This window comes from Streptomyces sp. NPDC058373 (assembly GCF_042723275.1).
Lineage (GTDB): Bacteria > Actinomycetota > Actinomycetes > Streptomycetales > Streptomycetaceae > Streptomyces.
Map to the genome: position 1 here is coordinate 24,868 of NZ_JBHXJE010000009.1, position 16,035 is coordinate 40,902.

Below are 16,035 nucleotides of genomic sequence, written 5' to 3' on the forward strand. Positions count from 1 at the left end.
CACGCCCGCAGGCGTCTTGGCCATTGTCATGATCGGCAGCGAGTGAACCGGAGGTGGACCTGATGACAGGTCTGGCGGAGCAGGTGGCGGACGCGGGGAAGGCATCGGCGCCGGAGTACCAGGGCGCGCTCGGGACCCTGTCCGTGAACGCGTCGCTGACCGACGTGCTCGCCCGGGGCATCGAGGAGCTGCGCGCCGCCGAAGCCGCCGGGGACCTCCGGGAGACGGCGCGCTGCCAACTCGCCGTCGCCGAGGCATGCCGGCGGCTCGGCAGGACGGCCGAGGCCGACCGGGCGTGGAAGGCCGGCTACCGGACCGCCCGCACCGCGGGCCACGCCGGGGCGATGGCCTGGGCACTGTGGAGCGGCGGCACCCTCGCCCGGCAGCGCGGCGCGTTCCGCCTGGCCTACCGGCTCCTGGCGTTGGCGGCCGAATGGGGCGAGCGCGGCGGCGACATCGTCGTACGCGGCTACTCCCTCGCCGGGCTCGCCGAGACCGGACGCATCCAGGGCGACTACGCGGACGTGGAGGAACTCCACGAGCAGCTCCTCGCCGAGGCCCGCCGACGCGGCGAGGCCCGGCACACGGTGTGGGCGCTGGAGGGCATCGCCCAGATGCACCGGAACACCGGCTCCTACGACCGCGCCTACGCCCTCTTCGAGGAGGCCGCCGAGATCGCCGACCGCGCCGAGGACCGGCGGGGCTGGGCCTGGGCGCTGCGCGGCATGGCCGACATCGTCTCGGTACGCGACGGCGACGTGGAGCAGGCCCTGTCGCTGCTCACCCGGGCCGAGACCGCCTGCCGCGAGATGGACCTGCGCGGCGCGCTGGCCTTCAACCACAAGATGCGCGCCAACGTCCACTACCGGGCCGGGCATTACGCGCAGGCCCGCGACCTGTACACGCGGGCACTGGCCCAGTTCCGCGACATGGCCGAACCCCGGGGCACGGCCCTCTCCCGGCTGGGGCTGGCCAAAGCACTCGCCCGGCTGGGCCGCGACACCGCCGAGACCGCCGCGGAACTGGCCGAACTGCGCGACCAGCTCGACCGGTCAGGGCTCCACCACGCCCGCGACATGGTGGACAAGGCGGCGGCCGAACTGGGGGTGGGACAGCTGCCCGGACCGGGCCCCCGGACGGCGGCGCCCGCCTACCGCGCCGAAGCGCTCCGCGCCACCGACGTGGCCGGCCTGCGATGAGCCGCGCCGCCCGGACCTCCTCGGCCCTCGCCCCCGACCTCCGCGAGGCCCCCCTCCCCGCACCGGGCCGCAGGGCCACGGCGCCCCCGCCGCCCCCGGACACCGCCCGGGCCGCCGCAGCCCTGGCACGCTGCCGCGAGCTGACCCGCCCCGCCCTGGTCGAGGCCGTCGGCCACCTCGACGCGTGGACCGCGGAGATGGCGGCCTACGCACTCGGCTGGCGCGACCCGGGCGGCGCCCCCGACCCCGCGGCGTCCGGCGGCAAAGGCGTCCGGCAGGCCCTCGCCGTCCTGGCCGCCGAGGCGGTCGGCGCGCACTCCACGGCCGCCGTCCCCGCGGCGGTCGCCGTGGAGCTGGTGCACACCTTCTCCCTGCTGCACGACGACATCATGGACGGCGACCCGGTACGGCGCCGGCGCCCCGCGCTCTGGCGCGCCTACGGCGTCGGCCCCGCCGTCCTGGCCGGGGACGCCCTCCACGCCCTCGCCGTGCAGAGCCTCGCCGAAGCACCCGGCGACCGGGCGCCCGCGGCGGTGCGCCACCTGTCCCGGACGCTGACCGCGCTGGTCCGGGGCCAGGCCGACGACCTGCGGTTCGAGGAGCGGCCCTGGACCGGCGCCGACGCCGTCGACGTGGCCGAATACCGGGACATGGCCGAGCACAAGACCGGCGCGCTCCTCGGCTGCGCCGCCGCGCTCGGCGCCGAACTGGGCGGGGCCCCGGCGAAGACGGTCGCCGCTCTGGACCGGGCGGGCCGCCATCTGGGCGTCGCCTTCCAGGCCGTGGACGACCTGCTCGGCATCTGGGGCGACCCCGCGGTCACCGGCAAGCCCGTCCACGGCGACCTGCGACAGCGCAAGAAGACGTACCCCGTCCTCGCCGCGCTGGCCACGACCGGGCCCGCGCGCCGCGAACTGGCCGCGCTCCTGAACTGCGCCAAGCCCCTGCGGGGCGCTACCGCGGCCCGCGCCGCCGCGCTCGTCGACGAGGCGGGCGGACGCGCCGCCACCCGCGCCGAGGCCAGCGCCCACCTCGACGCGGCCCGCACCTGCCTGCGCGCCGCACGGCCGGACCCGGAGGCCGCCCGGGACCTGGACGCGCTCCTCACCTCCCTCCTCGACCGCACCTGGTGACCGCGGACCCGCCGACTCGCGCCAGGCCCCCCGCCCTGGTGCGGAGATCCTCCGTCTCCCGCACGATGGAAGTACCATCGGTTCAGGGCGGCGGCCGAGCCCGGCCGCCCCGCGCCGCGCGGCCGGAGCACCGGGACCCGCACCGCCGGGTCCCGCCCGGTGGCGGCCGGCCGACGGCGAACCGAAGAGAGCCGACCCGTGCGAGGAGAACGCCGTATGAGCGTGCCCGAGGAGAACCGCGAGAAGACACCCAAGACCGACCCGGCCGCCGAAGGGGACATCGAGCAGAAGCGGCCGCAGGAGGACCGCCCGGACGACCAGCAGGGCGAGAGCCGCACCATGGGCGAGGCCCTCGAGGAGGCGGACGTGAAACCGGAGGACTACGAGGAGTAGCCCGCCGCCGCGACCCGGCACGAGGCCCGGCGCGTCCCGCCCGAACCGGCGGCCCAGGCCGGGGCAGAACCTTCCCCCGGCCCGACCGGCGCACCGATGACCGCGAAGATCGACGGCGGTGCGACCGGCGGCGCGTACTCGCTGACCGTGTACTCCCACGCCCCCGGCGCCCCGGGCCCGCGACCGCCCGTCCACGAGCGGCACGAGGAGGCCTTCCGCGTCCTGGAGGGCGAACCGAGCCTGGACTTGGACGCGGAGACGGTCACGCTCCGCCCGGAGGAGCAGGCGGTTCGTGCGGGGCGGAGCCGTCCACCGGCCCTACGGCACCGGGCCGGTCACCGGACGTCTCCTGTTCGCCACCGCGCCGGCGCTGAACGCCTCTTCGCGGAGACGGCCGACCAGGGTGCCGCCACGCACGCCGAAGCACCGGCGCGGGCGCTGCGGGGACTCGGGGCGCGCCGGGAGTGCGTCCTCACCAGCCTCCCCGGCGGGGACGGCACGCGGGCGAGGACGTGGACGGTGAACGAGCCCCCGCCGGGAGGAACACATGACCAGCCACCACGCCCCCTTCGACCCCACCCGCGTCGCCCACCTCAACGGCCGGTTCGCCCCCGTCACCGAGGAGGTCGACGAGGCGGACCTGCACGTCGTCGGCGAGCTCCCCGAGGGCTTGGACGGCGTTTACCTGCGCAACGGCCCCAATCCCCGTTTCACCCCGATCGGTAGCTACCTGTACCCGATCGACGGCGACGGCATGATCCACGGCGTCCGGCTCTCGCAGGGCAGGGCCCGCTACCGCAACCGCTTCGTGCGCACCCCCGCCATGCGTGCGGAGGAGAAGGCGGGCCGCGCCCTGTGGGGCGGCGTCGAATCCCTGATCATGCCCGGCCCGGACCAGGTCGGCGAGGAGCTGGCGAACAACTTCAAACCGCTCCCCGACATCAACGTCGTCCAGCACGCCGGACGCCTCCTCGCCCTCGCCGAGTCCGACTGCCCGTACCGCATGAGCCCCGAGTTGGACACCCTCGGCAAGGAGACCTTCGACGGCGGCCTGCCCGCCGGCATCACCGCCCACCCCAAGATCGATCCGGTGACCGGCGAGATGACGGTATTCTGCTACGCCCTCGAACCCCCGTACCTGACCTGGTCCGTCATCGCCCCCGACGGCACCGTCAGCCGCGGTCCCACCCCCGTGGACGGCGTCGAGGACCCCCGGATGATCCACGACATGGCCCTGACCAGCCGCTACCTCGTCCTCGTCCTCGCCCCGGCGGTCTTCGACCTCGACGCCGCCATGAAGGGCGGCTCGTTCCTCGCCTGGCGCCCCGAACGCGGCACCCGCGTCGCCCTGATCCCCCGCGACGGAGGGCCCGTCCGCTGGGCCGACGACGAGGCGTTCTGGCTCTGGCACACCGTCAACGCCTACGACACCCCCGACGAGGGCCGCGTCGTCCTCGACTACGTCCAGTGGCCCGCCCTCTCCCTGGGCCAGAGCCCCGAACCCGGCCCGGCCGCACACGGCGCGCACAGCGGCCTGACCCGCGCCGTCATCGACCCGGCCGCCGGCACGGTCCGCCGCACCCAGCTCGACGACACCCGCGTGGAACTGCCCCGCATCGACGACCGCGGCATCGGCCGCCCCCACCGCCACCTCGCCACCGCGGCCGGCAGCGGCCGCACCGAGGGGCTTCTCCCGGGCGAGTACGACGCCCTGCGCTGGTACGACCTCGAGGACGGCACCGCCTCCAGCCGCCTCTGGGCGGCCGGAGACCTCTCCGTTGGCGAGCCCGTCTTCGCCCCGACACCCGGCACGCACGACAGCACCGATGGCCACTGGCTGACCTACGCCACCGACCGCACCGACCACACGAGCTGGCTACTCGTCCTCCCGGCCTCCGACCCCGCCCAGGGGCCCGTAGCCCGCGTCCGCATCCCCGTCCGCGTCCCCCTCGGTCTGCACGGCACCTGGCTGCCCACCGAGGAATGAGCCCCGCCCGGCAGACACCGGCTCAGGACGGCACCGGCTGCCCCGCACCCGTCGGCGCGCCGTGCGCCCCCGCCATACCCGACGGGGCCCGCGAGAACTCGGTCCCGGTCGGGAGCGGATCGTGTCGCACATCCTCGGCGGCCGCCCCGCCCCGGGCGAGGGCCTCCTTCACCGTACGGACCATCGCGGGCGGCCCCGAGAGCAGCACACGACCCCCCGCCGGAACGGCACTCCGCACCACCGCGGCGGCCGGCCGCTCGTACGCCGCACCGCCCGCCGCCCCGCCTGCCACCGGCACCACGGACAGCCAGGGACAGCCAGGGACGGCGGCGTTCGAGCCCGCTCAGACACTCCGTGTCGTACAGCTCCCCGGGCGCCCCGGTGCCCAGGTGAAGGGCTTGCCCTTGGTGGAGATGCGGGGCTGCTCGGGCTGGGCGGTGACCTCGTGCTCGCAGTACGGGCAGCGCAGCGAGCGCACGAAGGGCTCCGGCCTCTGACCGATCTGACAGGCCGAGATCAAGCGCCCGCTCTTGTCCCGGGCCTGCCGCAACTTGAACGGCTCTAGGTTGCCCATGTCCCCCCAAGCCCTCGCCCGGTCCGGCGACCCTATCCGGCGTCGCGTGGCCGCCGGACAAGGTCGCCGCGGTATGCGGACTGGACGCCAGGGAACCACCGGCCGCGACGGCGACCTGCCCGGTGCCGGTCAGCCGCACTCGGCAGACGCTCGACCCTTCACGATGGCCTTCTTGGTCAGCCACAGGCCGTCGACCTTGGGTGAGGGCACCATGTCGAGCGTCCAGTGCCACAGGTTCATCGGGCCAGGATCGGTGGTGAAGGTCTCGCCGCTCCCGATGTGCTTCCCCGCCACCTTGCTCTCGTCGCTGCAGAACGTGACGGTGTACCCGTCCTTCCCGTCCTTCTTTCCGTCCGCCGGTCGCACCTCGGCGCGGCTGTGCCGCCGCTCGCCGACCATGGTCAGGCCCTCCTGGGCGTACACGCCGATCCGGTACTGCGCGTACTCCTCGGCCTGGCTGCCGGGCACGGAGTAGTAGCGGGCCGCCTTCGACTTCGGGTCCTGCTCGGCGATGCCGACGACGGTGGACTTGGCGTAGAGCTGGGCGTCGCGGAGCGCAGCTGCCTGATCCGGGTCTTTCAGCGTCGTCTTCTCGAAGGTGACCTTGAGGTCGGCCGGCAGCTTCATCTCGGGCCCCGGCGGGGGAGTGGACGTCTCCGGGCTCGGCGTCACGCTCGTCGGGGTATCACCCGTACGAGTGCTCGCCTTGTCGTCGCCGGAGTCGGCCGCTCCTCCGCAACCGGCGAGGAGGAGCGACACCCCCGCGAGGCAGGCGATGGACAAGGACCGGACACGTATAGTCTTTTCGCACTCCCGTGGGGTGATGGGCCAGACACGATACGCGGGCCCCTGAGGGCCCCTTCGAGGGGAGGCGGCATCCTGCACCCCGCACCGTCTCCGTGCTCAACCCAGAACTCCGGACGCTGGCCTCACGCCGAAGTCGCCGCCGAGAGGGGGCACAAGCCTCCGGCCCTGCGCCCGCTCTCGGCTTTGACCAGCGGGTCAGCGGGTGTTCAGCGCCTTGGCCTCATGCAGGTTTACGGCGGCCTCGTTGGACCGCGTGGTCGTGAGGGTGCCGCTGTCCGCGCCGCCGCTGGTGACCTCCCAGTCGACATCCCAGTGAGCGGTCACCTCGACCGTGTGGCCGCCCGGCTTCTCGTACCGGTGCCCGCAGGTCGGGGACGCCTTCATGCCCTGGTCCTTGGTGTAGGGGGTGCCGGGGTCGTTGCAGGTCACCGAGGTGCCGTCGCCCATCTTCCAGACCAGGCGGTCGACCGTCGCGGTTGCGGTCACGGTCACGCCGCCCGCCGACGCCGACTCCGAGGTCGGCCCCCACGTCGAGGCGGACCGGTCCACCCACATCCACATCGGCATGCCGACCAGGTACTTCCCGTCGCCACGGGGCGAGGCGATGCTCGGCGGGCGCAGCGTCAGCTTCTCCATCGCCTCACGGGCGAGGACCTCAGGATCGACGGCCGGCCCCTCCGGGCCTTCCTCTGAGAACGTCAGCCCACCCATGAGCTGCCGCTCCGCCCCCGGGCACGTCACGTTGTACAGCTTGCCGGGGTCCCCCGGCTCCCAGCCGTCGGGCACCCCAGCCGCATGTTCGTACCGTGCAGGGTCTGTCGGCTGGGGATCCAGCACGCGCCAGTAGCACGAATCGGCGGCGTTGAACTGCCCCAGTTCCGACGAGCAGGGGACCTTCTCTCCATCGATGTCGCAGCCCTTCGAACCGCCGCCACCACTGCCCCCATCGTCGGCGGGTTTGCCCGGCTTGTTGTCCCCGCCGCTGCCGGGATCCGTCGCGGACAGGTCGCAGTCCAGCTTCGTCGGAGGGCACTGCACCCCGCCGCCCGGTCCCTCGGCCACCGCTTGGACCGGTGCCGTCAGTACCAGAGCCAGGCCGCCGCAGACGGCCGCTGTACGGCGCGCCCTCAGCACGACTGCCCCCGCTTGATCGTGTACGTCGTGAACATCCAGGCGCCCGCCTTGTCCTGAACCGCCTCCGACGTCACCAGGTGCCGACGGGGCCCGGAACTCGACAGCTCCCGCACCTTCCCCGTCTCCGCATCCACCTCGTCGTACTTGCTGGAGTCGGCGCAGTCCTCCACCTTCGCCTTCGCCGGGTCAGCATCCAGGTCGAGCTTCACGACCTTCGGGTCGCGCTCGACGGTCCCGCGCATGACCGTCTTCTGCTGCTGGTGGTAGAAGAGCGTCGCGCTGATGTCGGCAAGCGCCTTATGCCCCGCGAACTTCTCCAGCTCCGGGTCGAGCTTGGCCGTGGCGTACGTCCGCGCCTCCGCGGTCGTCATCTCCTTGTACGCCCTCAACACCGCGCGCTTCTCGGCAGCGTCCGGGTCAGTCGACGGTGAGGCCGGTGCGGACGAGCTGGCGGCCGGCGCCGCGTCCTGCTTGTCGGTCCCCGCGCATCCGACGACCAGTACCGCCGCGAGCGCGGCGGCCCCTGCTCCTGCTGCTGATCGCCGCATTCTCATGGGCGCATCCCCCTCGATCACTCGCGATCACGACGCGCCCCACGGTAGCTGCCCGCCCCGGCCGGCTGTGCGCCAGAGCTGCGGACCCAACCGCTGACCCACGGCGCCTGCTCACCGCCACCGCGTTTGGGCAACCGTCTGACCTGCGCATTCAGGTGATCGGGTCGGCCTCTGGGTCAGAGGCGGTGACGAGAGTCCAGGGCACGGAATCCGAACAAGGAGTCGTGTCGTGGAAGTCGTCGAGCAGCGCGTCTTTGTGGAACTGAACGCCGAGTGGGCGCTGGTGTGCGCCGAGCCGTCGACCGCGTCGACGGTCGGCCGGTGGCTGACCGCCGCTGGCATCTTCGGGGCGGGCGAGGCGCCCGACCATCTGGACGACCTCCTGGCGGAACTGGCGCACCGTGACCGCTCGAAGGGGCGCCAGCACAGCGACCGGTGGCTGGCCGCCCTGATTCGTATCGCCGTCGGTACCGGCCCCGACGCCCAGCTGGCCGCGCGCGTGGTGGTTCAGGCGATGCTCCCGGCCGCCGTGCGGCTGACCCAGAGCCTCCTGCGCCCGGAGCGCGACTTCGACGTGGTCGGCCAGGTGGTGGTCGCCAGCCTCTACCAGGTGGTGCGCACCTACCCGGCCTCACGCCCGCAGCGGTTCGCCGCCAACCTCAAGTTGGAGACGCTCCACCGGGCCAGCCGCGAGCTCCAGGCTGACGCCGAGCCGGCTGGCGTGACCTGGGCGCCGGAACTGGCTGCGCTCCCCGGCGACCAGGACGTCGCCGAGGAGGCGAACCGGCGGCTCCTCGCGGCCCAGGCCCACCATGTCCTGTCCGAGAACCCGGACTCCGTCTCCGGCGCCCGCGCGGAACTGCTGGAGCTCCTGGTGTGGGGAGTGACCGCCGGGCTCGTCGACATCGACCGGGCACGCGCCATCGCCTCCGAGGCACGTGAAGGCGCCCGCGAGGCGGCTGAGCAGGCCGGAGTCTCGCCGGCGGCCTGGCTCAAGCGGCGTAGTCGCACCGTTTCCCGGCTCCGCGCGATCGCGACCGGCATGGCCCAGGCGGCATGACCAAAAAAAAGTTCGCGATCGGCGGTCCGGTTTCCCGTCCCCCAGCTCCCTGCGCAGCCGTACGTCGGAGATGGCGCGATGAAAGAAGGAAGGCCATGGCGAATGCGGCTGAAGCCAGGGAAGACGTCGTGCTGCTGATAGACGCACGACGCGAGCTCAAGGAACTGAGCGCGCTGCTGGAGGTCTGCCCGTTCTCGCCGGACGTGGTCGAGGCGATGCTCGCCTACCTCAAGAAGGCGGAGCCGGTCCAGGCCGCTTTCCACCGCTTCTGCGCGCTGCCCGCTGAGACGCACAGGTCGACGATCGGGCAGCTGCGATGAGGCGCCGCAGGTCCCCCGGCGGCGACCGGCCCATCCCGAGGACGCCGGAAACCGGCACCGAAGGCGGATGGGTGACCGTCTCCTCCGGGGCCCTGGCCAACCTGTCCACGGTTCTGCGGTGGAGCGCCTGGCTGCTGCTGCTCCTCGGCGTACTCCTGAGCGTCGGCGCCCACATCCGGCTGTCCAGCGAAGCGCCCCAAGCGGCGCCGGCCCCCGCCAAGGCCGCTCCGACCTCGGGGGAGGCGGTGGGACCGGGCGGATTCGCGGCGCTGTACGTGGCCGCCTACGTGGAGGCCGGCCGCGGCACCGAAGCGTCCCTGGCCCGCTACTTCCCCAACATGCGAAATATCTCGCTGGAAGCCAAAGCGGGAGCCCAGCAGGCCCACCAGCTGGCGGCCGTACGGGTGGAGCACGTCTCGCCCGGCTACTGGTCCGTCACCGTCGCAGCCCGCGTCACCGCCTCACCTTCCACGGAGAAGGACGACGACGAGGAGCCGGCGAAGAACAACGACGACACCGAACAGGCCGGCCAGGTCCTGCGGTACTTCCAAGTGCCGGTCCGCTCGGCAGAGGGCGACGACGGCTTCGTCGCCACCACGCTGCCGGCCGAGGTCGGCGCGCCCGAGGTCGGCGACAGCGTGGAGCTGGACTACGGCTCGCCCGTCCCGGGCGACGCCAAGGACGAGACGGCCGCCACGGTCGCCCGCTTCTTCTCCGCCTACCTGGCCGGCGCGGGAGAGCTGGACCGGTACCTGGCGCCGCGCACCGCTCTGCGCCCCGTCTCGCCCGCCCCTTACACCCAGGTCGAGGTCGCGCAGCTTGCCGAGCTCGGCGGCGACTACCGGCGGAATCTGCCGGCCTCGGAAGGGGCACGCCGGCAGCTGCTCGTGGACCTCTGGGCCGCCGCTCCCGACCGCCAGCTACGGCCCCTGACCTACGCCCTCACTCTCACGGCACGCGACGGCCGCTGGGAGATCGCCGCTGTGAACGCGGCCCCCGTCCTCACCAAGGAGAAGTGACATGCACCAGTTGGCCGGCGTCATCGAGGGCACCAAACTCCTCGTCGTCGATGTGAACGAAATCCTGACGGTACTGCTGCCGCCCCTGGTCGGCGCCGGATTCGCCCTCTTCGTCTGGCTGACCACCAAGTCGCTGGTGAAGGGGTTTCTGGCCTGCATCGCGGCCGGGGCGATCTGGTGGGGCATCGCCAACATGGATTTCCTGCGGGACGAGGTGGGCGAAGACATCGACCGCACGGGCGCCTCGGCCGCCCCCTTCTCCACCGACTGGGGTGCGGACTCGTGAACACCGCCCCCCACGAGGAGGACCCCGACATCTTGATCGGGCGCTGCTACACCTACGCCCGCCGCTTCCCCCTGGTGATGGGCCGCCTGCCGGGCGGAGGCCGCCTCTGGGGCGGCCCCTACACGATCCCCCAGGCCATCGTCATCGTCACCACCGCGATCCTGCTGATCACCACCCAAGAGGTGTGGGCCCGCTTCGGCGTGCTGGGCAACGTCGCCATCGCCGTGGGCCTGCCGTTGGCCCTCGGCCTCGTCGTCCGGCGCATGCGCATCGACGGCCGCCACCCCTTCGCGGTCCTCGCCAGCATGCTGGGGCTGATCGGCGCGCCCTCGGCAGGGCGGATCGGCGGCCGCCCGCTGCGAGCCCTGCCCGAGGCCCGCCCCCTCGTCGGCCTCTGCACGGTCTCGTGGCGCCCCGACGAACCGACCGCCCCGGCCCCGAAGCCCACCGGTGCCCCTGTTCCGGCTGCGGCCAGGACATCGGACGTGCTGTCAGCGGCCGGCTCGCTGCTCTCGGCGCGGACGAAGAAGGGAGTGTGACGTGCGCGTTCCTGTCCGGCACCTGGCCGGCAACGTGATCTGGACGCTGCACGGAAGCGTGTGGGCGATCTGGCGGATCGAGGGATCGGCGCAGGTCAATGCGTCACGCAGGGCGAAGAAGGAGCGGCTGGCGACGGTGGAGACGCTGGTCAAGCAGCTCCGCGGCGAGGCCATGCTCCTGTCGTTGTGCCCGCAGATCAACCCCGCGACCGTGGTCGAGAAGATGACCGCGGCCGTCGACCTCGCAGCATCCCCCCGGTACGAGGCCCTGGCCCACACGATGCTGGACCAGCTGGAGCAGGTCGAGCTGACAGGCCGTACAGACTGGCTGGCCATCCAGCTCCCCACTTCCCGGCGGCAGGCCGTCGTCGAGGCCCTGCGCGCCGCCCGCGCCGAAGTCGCGCTGGAGCTGGGGCTGCTGCCCGCCCCGGTCACCGCCCAGCAGGAACAGGAGCGGCTGTCTCAGGCCGCCGACGTCGCCTCCGCCTGGCCCTCCGGCATCACCCGGCGCCCCGCAACGGAGGCCGAGATCATGTGGATCTACGGCCACAGCGCGCGCCGGGGCGTCATCGAACCGCTCCTGCCCGACGACGCCCCGAAGACCAGGGGGCGCGGTCGGGGGATGGCCGGCCTCGGCCAGGTGGTGCTCGCCGAGGGCGGGCTCCCAGAGCACAGGCAGAGGAAGGGCCGCCCGGCCCGCCCGCGGTTCGACCGGCGCTGGCTGGAGGCGACCACGGAGTGGGGCACCTCCTACCAGTGCCTGCTGGGCCTGAGCCAGATGCCGAAGGAGTTCGTCTTCCCGGGCTCGGAGTTCCTGGCCCGCGTCGACCAGTTCCCCTACCCGGTCGACTGGACGGTGCGGCTGTCCGTGGAGAGCGGCGCCGCCGCCGAGCCCAAGAGCCGCCGCCAGGCCGAAGAACTGGCCGGCCAGTACAGCGAGTACGAGGGCGAGCCGTCGGGGCCGCCGTCAGGCGTCGACGAGGCCAACGAGGGAATCCACGAATACCGGGGACGGCTGACCTCCTCGGCCAGCGAGGTCGAGGTACGCGCGATGACGTCGCTGTGCGTGTGGGAGGACACCCCCCAGGAAGCCGAACGCCGCGCGAAGGACCTCACCGGCTACTTCGGCGGCCACGAGTACGTCTTCGACCGGCCCCGCGGCGAAATGGAGAACCTCTGGCACGGCATGCTGCCCGGCGCCCGCACCCCACGCGTCATGACCGGCTACGCCCAGTACCTCCTCGCCCGCGACTTCTCCATGAGCAGCCCGTTCACCGGAGCCGAACTGGGCGACGCCAGCGGACCGCTCTACGGCCTGCAGCTCGCCGGCGGCGGCGTCCGGCCCGTGTACACCGACTTCTCCCGCGCACCTCGCGAGCACGCCTCCGGCTCGGCCGCGTACGTCGGTGAGCTCGGCGCCGGCAAGTCCGTGGCGCTCAAGGCGGCGGTCCACGCGATCCTGGCGGCCGGCCGCCGCCGGGACGTCCGGGCCAGCCGGGGCCGGGCGGTCATCGTGGACCGCACCCCGAAGCAGGAGTGGGTCCGATTCGCCCAGGCGTGCCCCGGCGAGACGCAGGTCATCACGATCGACACGACCGCCGCGGTCTCCCTGGACCCCCTGCGGATCTTCGAGGAGAAGCGGGAGGCGCAGCGGTTCACCGAGTCTTTCCTCACCCTGCTGCTGGGCATCTCCCCGATGGACGACGAGGGCATCGCGCTGTCCGAGGCCGTCGCCTACGTGCTCGCCGAGCCCAACCCCTCCATGCGCGTCCTCACCGAGGAGCTCGCCAACCGAGGTTCGGGCGATCCGGCGGCGAAGCGCGTCGCACGCCGCTTGGCCGCGGTGGCGCGCAAGGACCTCGCGGCGACGCTGTTCGACGAGACGCTGCCGGTGGTGCGCACGTCCGAGGCCGACAGCGTGGTGTTCAGCGTCGCCTCCCTGGCCCTGCCCAAGAAGCGCGAGCTGGAGGGCGCCCGGCTGGACCGCCTGGAATCCGAGAAGACCTTCGGGCGGGCCGTGATGTACCTGATCGCTGCCCTCTGCCGGAAGATCGCGTTCGCGCGCGACGAGGAGTTCACGGCCGTCGTCTGGGACGAATGCTGGTGGCTGACCTCCAGCCCGGAGGGCTGCGAACTGCTGCTGGAGGTCGTCAGAGACGGGCGCAAGCACAACGCGGGCGCGCTGGTCGGCAGCCACGACCCCCACGACATCGGTCCGGCCGACAACGAGGTCGGACAGGTGATCTTGGGCCTCATCCCGCGCCGCTTCCTGTTCCGCCACACCGACCTTGACCTCGCCCGGCGCGGGCTGCAGTTCCTCGGCTGTGATCCCCACGACGACGAGCTGCTGTCGGTCGTGACGACGGAGCTGTCCCCGATCACCGTCTCCGACGAGGACAAGGCCGCGCGCGCCGGCGAGTGCCTGCACCGCGACCTGACGGGGCGGATCGGCGGCATGCAGATCCTCATCCCGCCGGACCCCGAAGCCGCCGCCCACATCCACTCCCAGCCGATCGCGGCCGCAGCATGATCCGGCGCGGGGGCAGGAGGATACGCGCCTGGTGGCGGACGACGGTTCCGGGGCGCCGGTGGCGCCTCGCGGGCGTGCTCGTCGCGGCTGTCGCGGCGCTCCTGGTCGCGGCCCCCGCGGGCGCCGCCCCCGACGACCCCGGCCCCAGCCCGTCCCCGCCCCTGTACGAACCCGGGCTGGAACCGACCACGCCCGGCCTGCTCCCGCCCCGAAACCCCGCACCGCCCCCGGCCGAGACGCCTGGCCTGGGCCCGGGCACCGGCGACGAGATGACGGACGAGGAGCGGGCCGAGGCAGAGAAGAAGGCCAAGGCGGAGCAGTTCGCCGCGGACTGGCAGAAGCGGATCGAGCAGTACAAGGCCGACCGGCGCGTCGGCGGCGTGCTCTCCGCGTTCGAGGTGACCGACCGCTACGGCAACCCCGTCAGCTCCTACCGCATCTTCTCCGACACCGGCAGCTGGCAGGACTGGGACCTCAAGATCCAGGCGTTCCTCGTCGAAATGCTCTTCCTGGGCTCCAAGTGGGCCGTCAGCTTCGCCTGCTTCCTCATCGCCTGGTCGCTCTCCTTCAAACTCGCCGGCCTGCTCCTGAAACCGGCGCTGATCGTCTCCGACGCGCTGTACACCAACGTGCTGGTCCAGATCGGCATCCCCGGCCTGTGCCTGACCTGGGCCGGGTTCATCGCCGGCTGGCACCTGATGTTCGGCCGCCGGGCCAAGGGCTGGGCCGAGGCCGGCGCCGCCCTCCTCATCTCGGCGCTCTCTATCACCGTCCTGGCCGCCCCGCCGCAGATGCTCCTCAGCGAGGACCAGGGCGCCGTCGGCACCGCCCGCGACCTCGCCGTCGAGGTCGCCGCACTGATCGTGGACACCGACAGCAACCTCTCCTCGACCGTCTCCAGCGGCGAGAAGGGAGCAGCCGGCTGGGAAAGCCGCGAGGCCCGCCAGATCTCCCGCCCCATCACCGACGCCCTGGTCGACGCCTTCATCGTCCGGCCGGCGATGCTCCTCAGCTACGGACAGACCTTCGAAGGGAAGTGCGCCGAGAAGTTCCAGGAGTCCCGCGTCGAACAGGCCGTCCTACTCCAATGGGTCGACGAACACCTCGACGCCGGAAAGAACGCGGTGCGCGAGAACGTGCCGTACATCGGCGACATCCTCGGTGACCTCGGAGAAGCCATCACCCACATCTCCGACACCGTCGTCAAGGAGAAGCTCCAAGCACAGGGCCCCATCGCGAAATTCGAAGACGATTGCGTCAAGGGCAACGTCGCCGCCCTGAAGAAAGCGTCGATGGACAAGGTCGGCGGCGCGTTCTTCATGGTCGTCGCCGCACTACTGGCCTGCGCGTTCATCACCGTCGTCAACGCCTCGTTCCTGTACGCCCAGCTCTGCCTCGCCAAGGAGGCCATGCTCGCCAAGGTCGCCCTGGCCATCGGCGTACTGCCGGGCCCAGGACGGGCCTGGCTGACCGACCGGGCCCTGGCCGTCCTGCGCTACCTCTGGCTGATGATCCTCGCGATCGCCACCCTCGCCGTGCTGATCGTCGTCTTCACCGCCGTCCTCAACGCCTCCGAGGAAGACCTCCCCGGCGGCGTCACGGTCCGCTTCGTCGTCATCGACTTCATCTGCATCGGCGCGTTCATCTACCGCAAAAAGCTGGCGCGCAGCGCCGAGAACTGGTCGCACCGCGCCCGCTCCCGGGTGGGCTCCAGCCTCGTCGGCGGCGGAACCGCGAGCGACCTCGGCTCCCACAACCCCCGACGCAGCCTCGGCCGGCGCCTGCTCACCGGCGGCATGATGCTGGGCGCACTCGCCGCCGGAGGCGGCGCCTACGGATACGCCCGCGGTAGCCGGGCGCTCACCACCCGATTGATCCGGGGCACCGGCAGAGCCATCGGCGGCACCGCCCGAGCAGCAGTACGCTCCACCAAGGCCGTGGCCACCGGCAGCATGAAGCTCGGCAAGGCCGGACTCCAGTCCACCCTCGGCCTCCCGGTGTACGGGCCCCGCGCCGCACGCCGCGCCACCGCGGCGATCTCCTCCGTACCCGAACGCGTCACGACCGGCGCCGCGCAACTCGGCGACCGCCTCGGCCAGGTCCACGCCCGCTACGCCCCCCGACGTCGAGAACTTCGCGGGCGAGTACGCCCACAACGTGCGCTCGGCCGGGCGGCTCCTGCGCGGCCGCCGCCCCCTGGGCCGCTACGTACCGCCCCAGCGACAGCACCCCGGCGGGGGCACCGGCAACCCACCCGCCCCCGGAGGGGCACGGCCCCAGCCCGGCCCCCGCCGAAACGCGCGGCACACCCCGCCACGCGTCACCCAGCCACCGGTCAGCCCCGGACAGGCCGCCCTGCAGCGGCGCCTCCACCGCATCCGCACCACCCGGGCCGCGCCGCCGCCCTCCGCCCAGCGCCAGCAACCACCCGCCCGCCGGGCCCGGCCGGGCCGACCCACACCCCGGCCAGCACCTCGCCGGCGCCGAGGAGGAGGTAGAA

At 72.9% G+C, this 16,035-nt stretch carries 15 protein-coding genes; 11 read left to right on the forward strand and 4 right to left on the reverse strand.

Features of this window, described 5'->3' with window-relative positions:
• Positions 1–62: 62 nt before the first annotated feature.
• The 4 genes from ACFWMZ_RS08410 (at position 63) to ACFWMZ_RS08425 (ending at position 4,712) form a co-directional block, all read left to right on the forward strand.
• Complete coding sequence (locus ACFWMZ_RS08410) at positions 63–1,199, forward strand: tetratricopeptide repeat protein (RefSeq protein ID WP_383200202.1); 1,137 nt, start codon at positions 63–65, stop codon at positions 1,197–1,199.
• Positions 1,196–2,332 carry a polyprenyl synthetase family protein gene (locus ACFWMZ_RS08415; RefSeq protein ID WP_383171606.1) on the forward strand — a complete coding sequence of 379 codons (1,137 nt, stop codon included), beginning with the start codon at positions 1,196–1,198 and terminating at the stop codon, positions 2,330–2,332. The genes ACFWMZ_RS08410 and ACFWMZ_RS08415 overlap by 4 nt, the downstream gene beginning before the upstream one ends.
• Before the next feature lie 216 nt (positions 2,333–2,548).
• Entirely contained in the window at positions 2,549–2,725 is a 177-nt protein-coding gene (locus ACFWMZ_RS08420; protein WP_383171608.1) for a hypothetical protein, read from the forward strand.
• Between the two features lie 547 nt (positions 2,726–3,272).
• Entirely contained in the window at positions 3,273–4,712 is a 1,440-nt protein-coding gene (locus tag ACFWMZ_RS08425; RefSeq protein ID WP_383200205.1) for a carotenoid oxygenase family protein, read from the forward strand.
• A 343-nt stretch (positions 4,713–5,055) separates the two neighbouring features.
• Here the strand turns inward: ACFWMZ_RS08425 and ACFWMZ_RS08430 are convergent, their stop codons facing one another.
• From ACFWMZ_RS08430 to ACFWMZ_RS08445, 4 genes are all read right to left on the reverse strand, one after another.
• Complete coding sequence (locus ACFWMZ_RS08430) at positions 5,056–5,190, reverse strand: hypothetical protein (protein ID WP_383200208.1); 135 nt, start codon at positions 5,188–5,190, stop codon at positions 5,056–5,058.
• Positions 5,191–5,415: 225 nt separating this feature from the next.
• Positions 5,416–5,958, reverse strand: a complete 543-nt coding sequence (locus ACFWMZ_RS08435; protein WP_383200211.1) for a hypothetical protein — start codon at positions 5,956–5,958, stop codon at positions 5,416–5,418.
• Positions 5,959–6,288: 330 nt separating this feature from the next.
• A complete protein-coding gene (locus ACFWMZ_RS08440; protein WP_383200214.1) occupies positions 6,289–7,155 on the reverse strand; it encodes an ATP/GTP-binding protein in 867 nt (288 codons plus the stop codon).
• Between the two features lie 65 nt (positions 7,156–7,220).
• On the reverse strand, positions 7,221–7,598 hold the full coding sequence (locus ACFWMZ_RS08445; protein WP_383200217.1) for a hypothetical protein: 378 nt from the start codon (positions 7,596–7,598) through the stop codon (positions 7,221–7,223).
• 412 nt (positions 7,599–8,010) lie between these two features.
• Here ACFWMZ_RS08445 and ACFWMZ_RS08450 point away from each other — a divergent pair, with 412 nt between their 5' ends.
• From ACFWMZ_RS08450 to ACFWMZ_RS08480, 7 genes are all read left to right on the forward strand, one after another.
• Complete coding sequence (locus tag ACFWMZ_RS08450) at positions 8,011–8,841, forward strand: hypothetical protein (RefSeq protein ID WP_383200220.1); 831 nt, start codon at positions 8,011–8,013, stop codon at positions 8,839–8,841.
• Positions 8,842–8,969: 128 nt separating this feature from the next.
• Positions 8,970–9,161: a hypothetical protein gene (locus ACFWMZ_RS08455; protein ID WP_383200223.1), complete on the forward strand. Its 192-nt coding sequence runs from the start codon at positions 8,970–8,972 to the stop codon at positions 9,159–9,161.
• 71 nt (positions 9,162–9,232) lie between these two features.
• Positions 9,233–10,180 carry a conjugal transfer protein gene (locus ACFWMZ_RS08460; protein WP_383200226.1) on the forward strand — a complete coding sequence of 316 codons (948 nt, stop codon included), beginning with the start codon at positions 9,233–9,235 and terminating at the stop codon, positions 10,178–10,180.
• Between the two features lies 1 nt (position 10,181).
• The gene (locus tag ACFWMZ_RS08465) at positions 10,182–10,466 is read left to right on the forward strand and encodes a hypothetical protein (protein ID WP_383200229.1); all 285 of its coding nucleotides are present in this window, start codon (positions 10,182–10,184) and stop codon (positions 10,464–10,466) included.
• On the forward strand, positions 10,463–11,005 hold the full coding sequence (locus tag ACFWMZ_RS08470; protein WP_383200232.1) for a hypothetical protein: 543 nt from the start codon (positions 10,463–10,465) through the stop codon (positions 11,003–11,005). The genes ACFWMZ_RS08465 and ACFWMZ_RS08470 overlap by 4 nt, the downstream gene beginning before the upstream one ends.
• Before the next feature lies 1 nt (position 11,006).
• Positions 11,007–13,535, forward strand: coding sequence for an ATP-binding protein (locus ACFWMZ_RS08475; protein WP_383200235.1), 2,529 nt, complete (start codon positions 11,007–11,009; stop codon positions 13,533–13,535).
• A 74-nt stretch (positions 13,536–13,609) separates the two neighbouring features.
• Positions 13,610–16,033, forward strand: coding sequence for a hypothetical protein (locus ACFWMZ_RS08480; protein WP_383200238.1), 2,424 nt, complete (start codon positions 13,610–13,612; stop codon positions 16,031–16,033).
• The last annotated feature ends 2 nt before the right edge of the window (positions 16,034–16,035 follow it).

Excerpts from the sequence above, each read along its gene's own strand:
- ACFWMZ_RS08465 (WP_383200229.1), top strand. The coding sequence starts at position 10,182 with ATGCACCAGTTGGCCGGCGTCATCGAGGGCACCAAACTCCTCGTCGTC.
- ACFWMZ_RS08410 (WP_383200202.1), top strand. The coding sequence starts at position 63 with ATGACAGGTCTGGCGGAGCAGGTGGCGGACGCGGGGAAGGCATCGGCG.
- ACFWMZ_RS08425 (WP_383200205.1), top strand. The coding sequence starts at position 3,273 with ATGACCAGCCACCACGCCCCCTTCGACCCCACCCGCGTCGCCCACCTC.
- ACFWMZ_RS08415 (WP_383171606.1), top strand. The coding sequence starts at position 1,196 with ATGAGCCGCGCCGCCCGGACCTCCTCGGCCCTCGCCCCCGACCTCCGC.
- ACFWMZ_RS08445 (WP_383200217.1), bottom strand. The coding sequence starts at position 7,598 with ATGACGACCGCGGAGGCGCGGACGTACGCCACGGCCAAGCTCGACCCG.
- ACFWMZ_RS08420 (WP_383171608.1), top strand. The coding sequence starts at position 2,549 with ATGAGCGTGCCCGAGGAGAACCGCGAGAAGACACCCAAGACCGACCCG.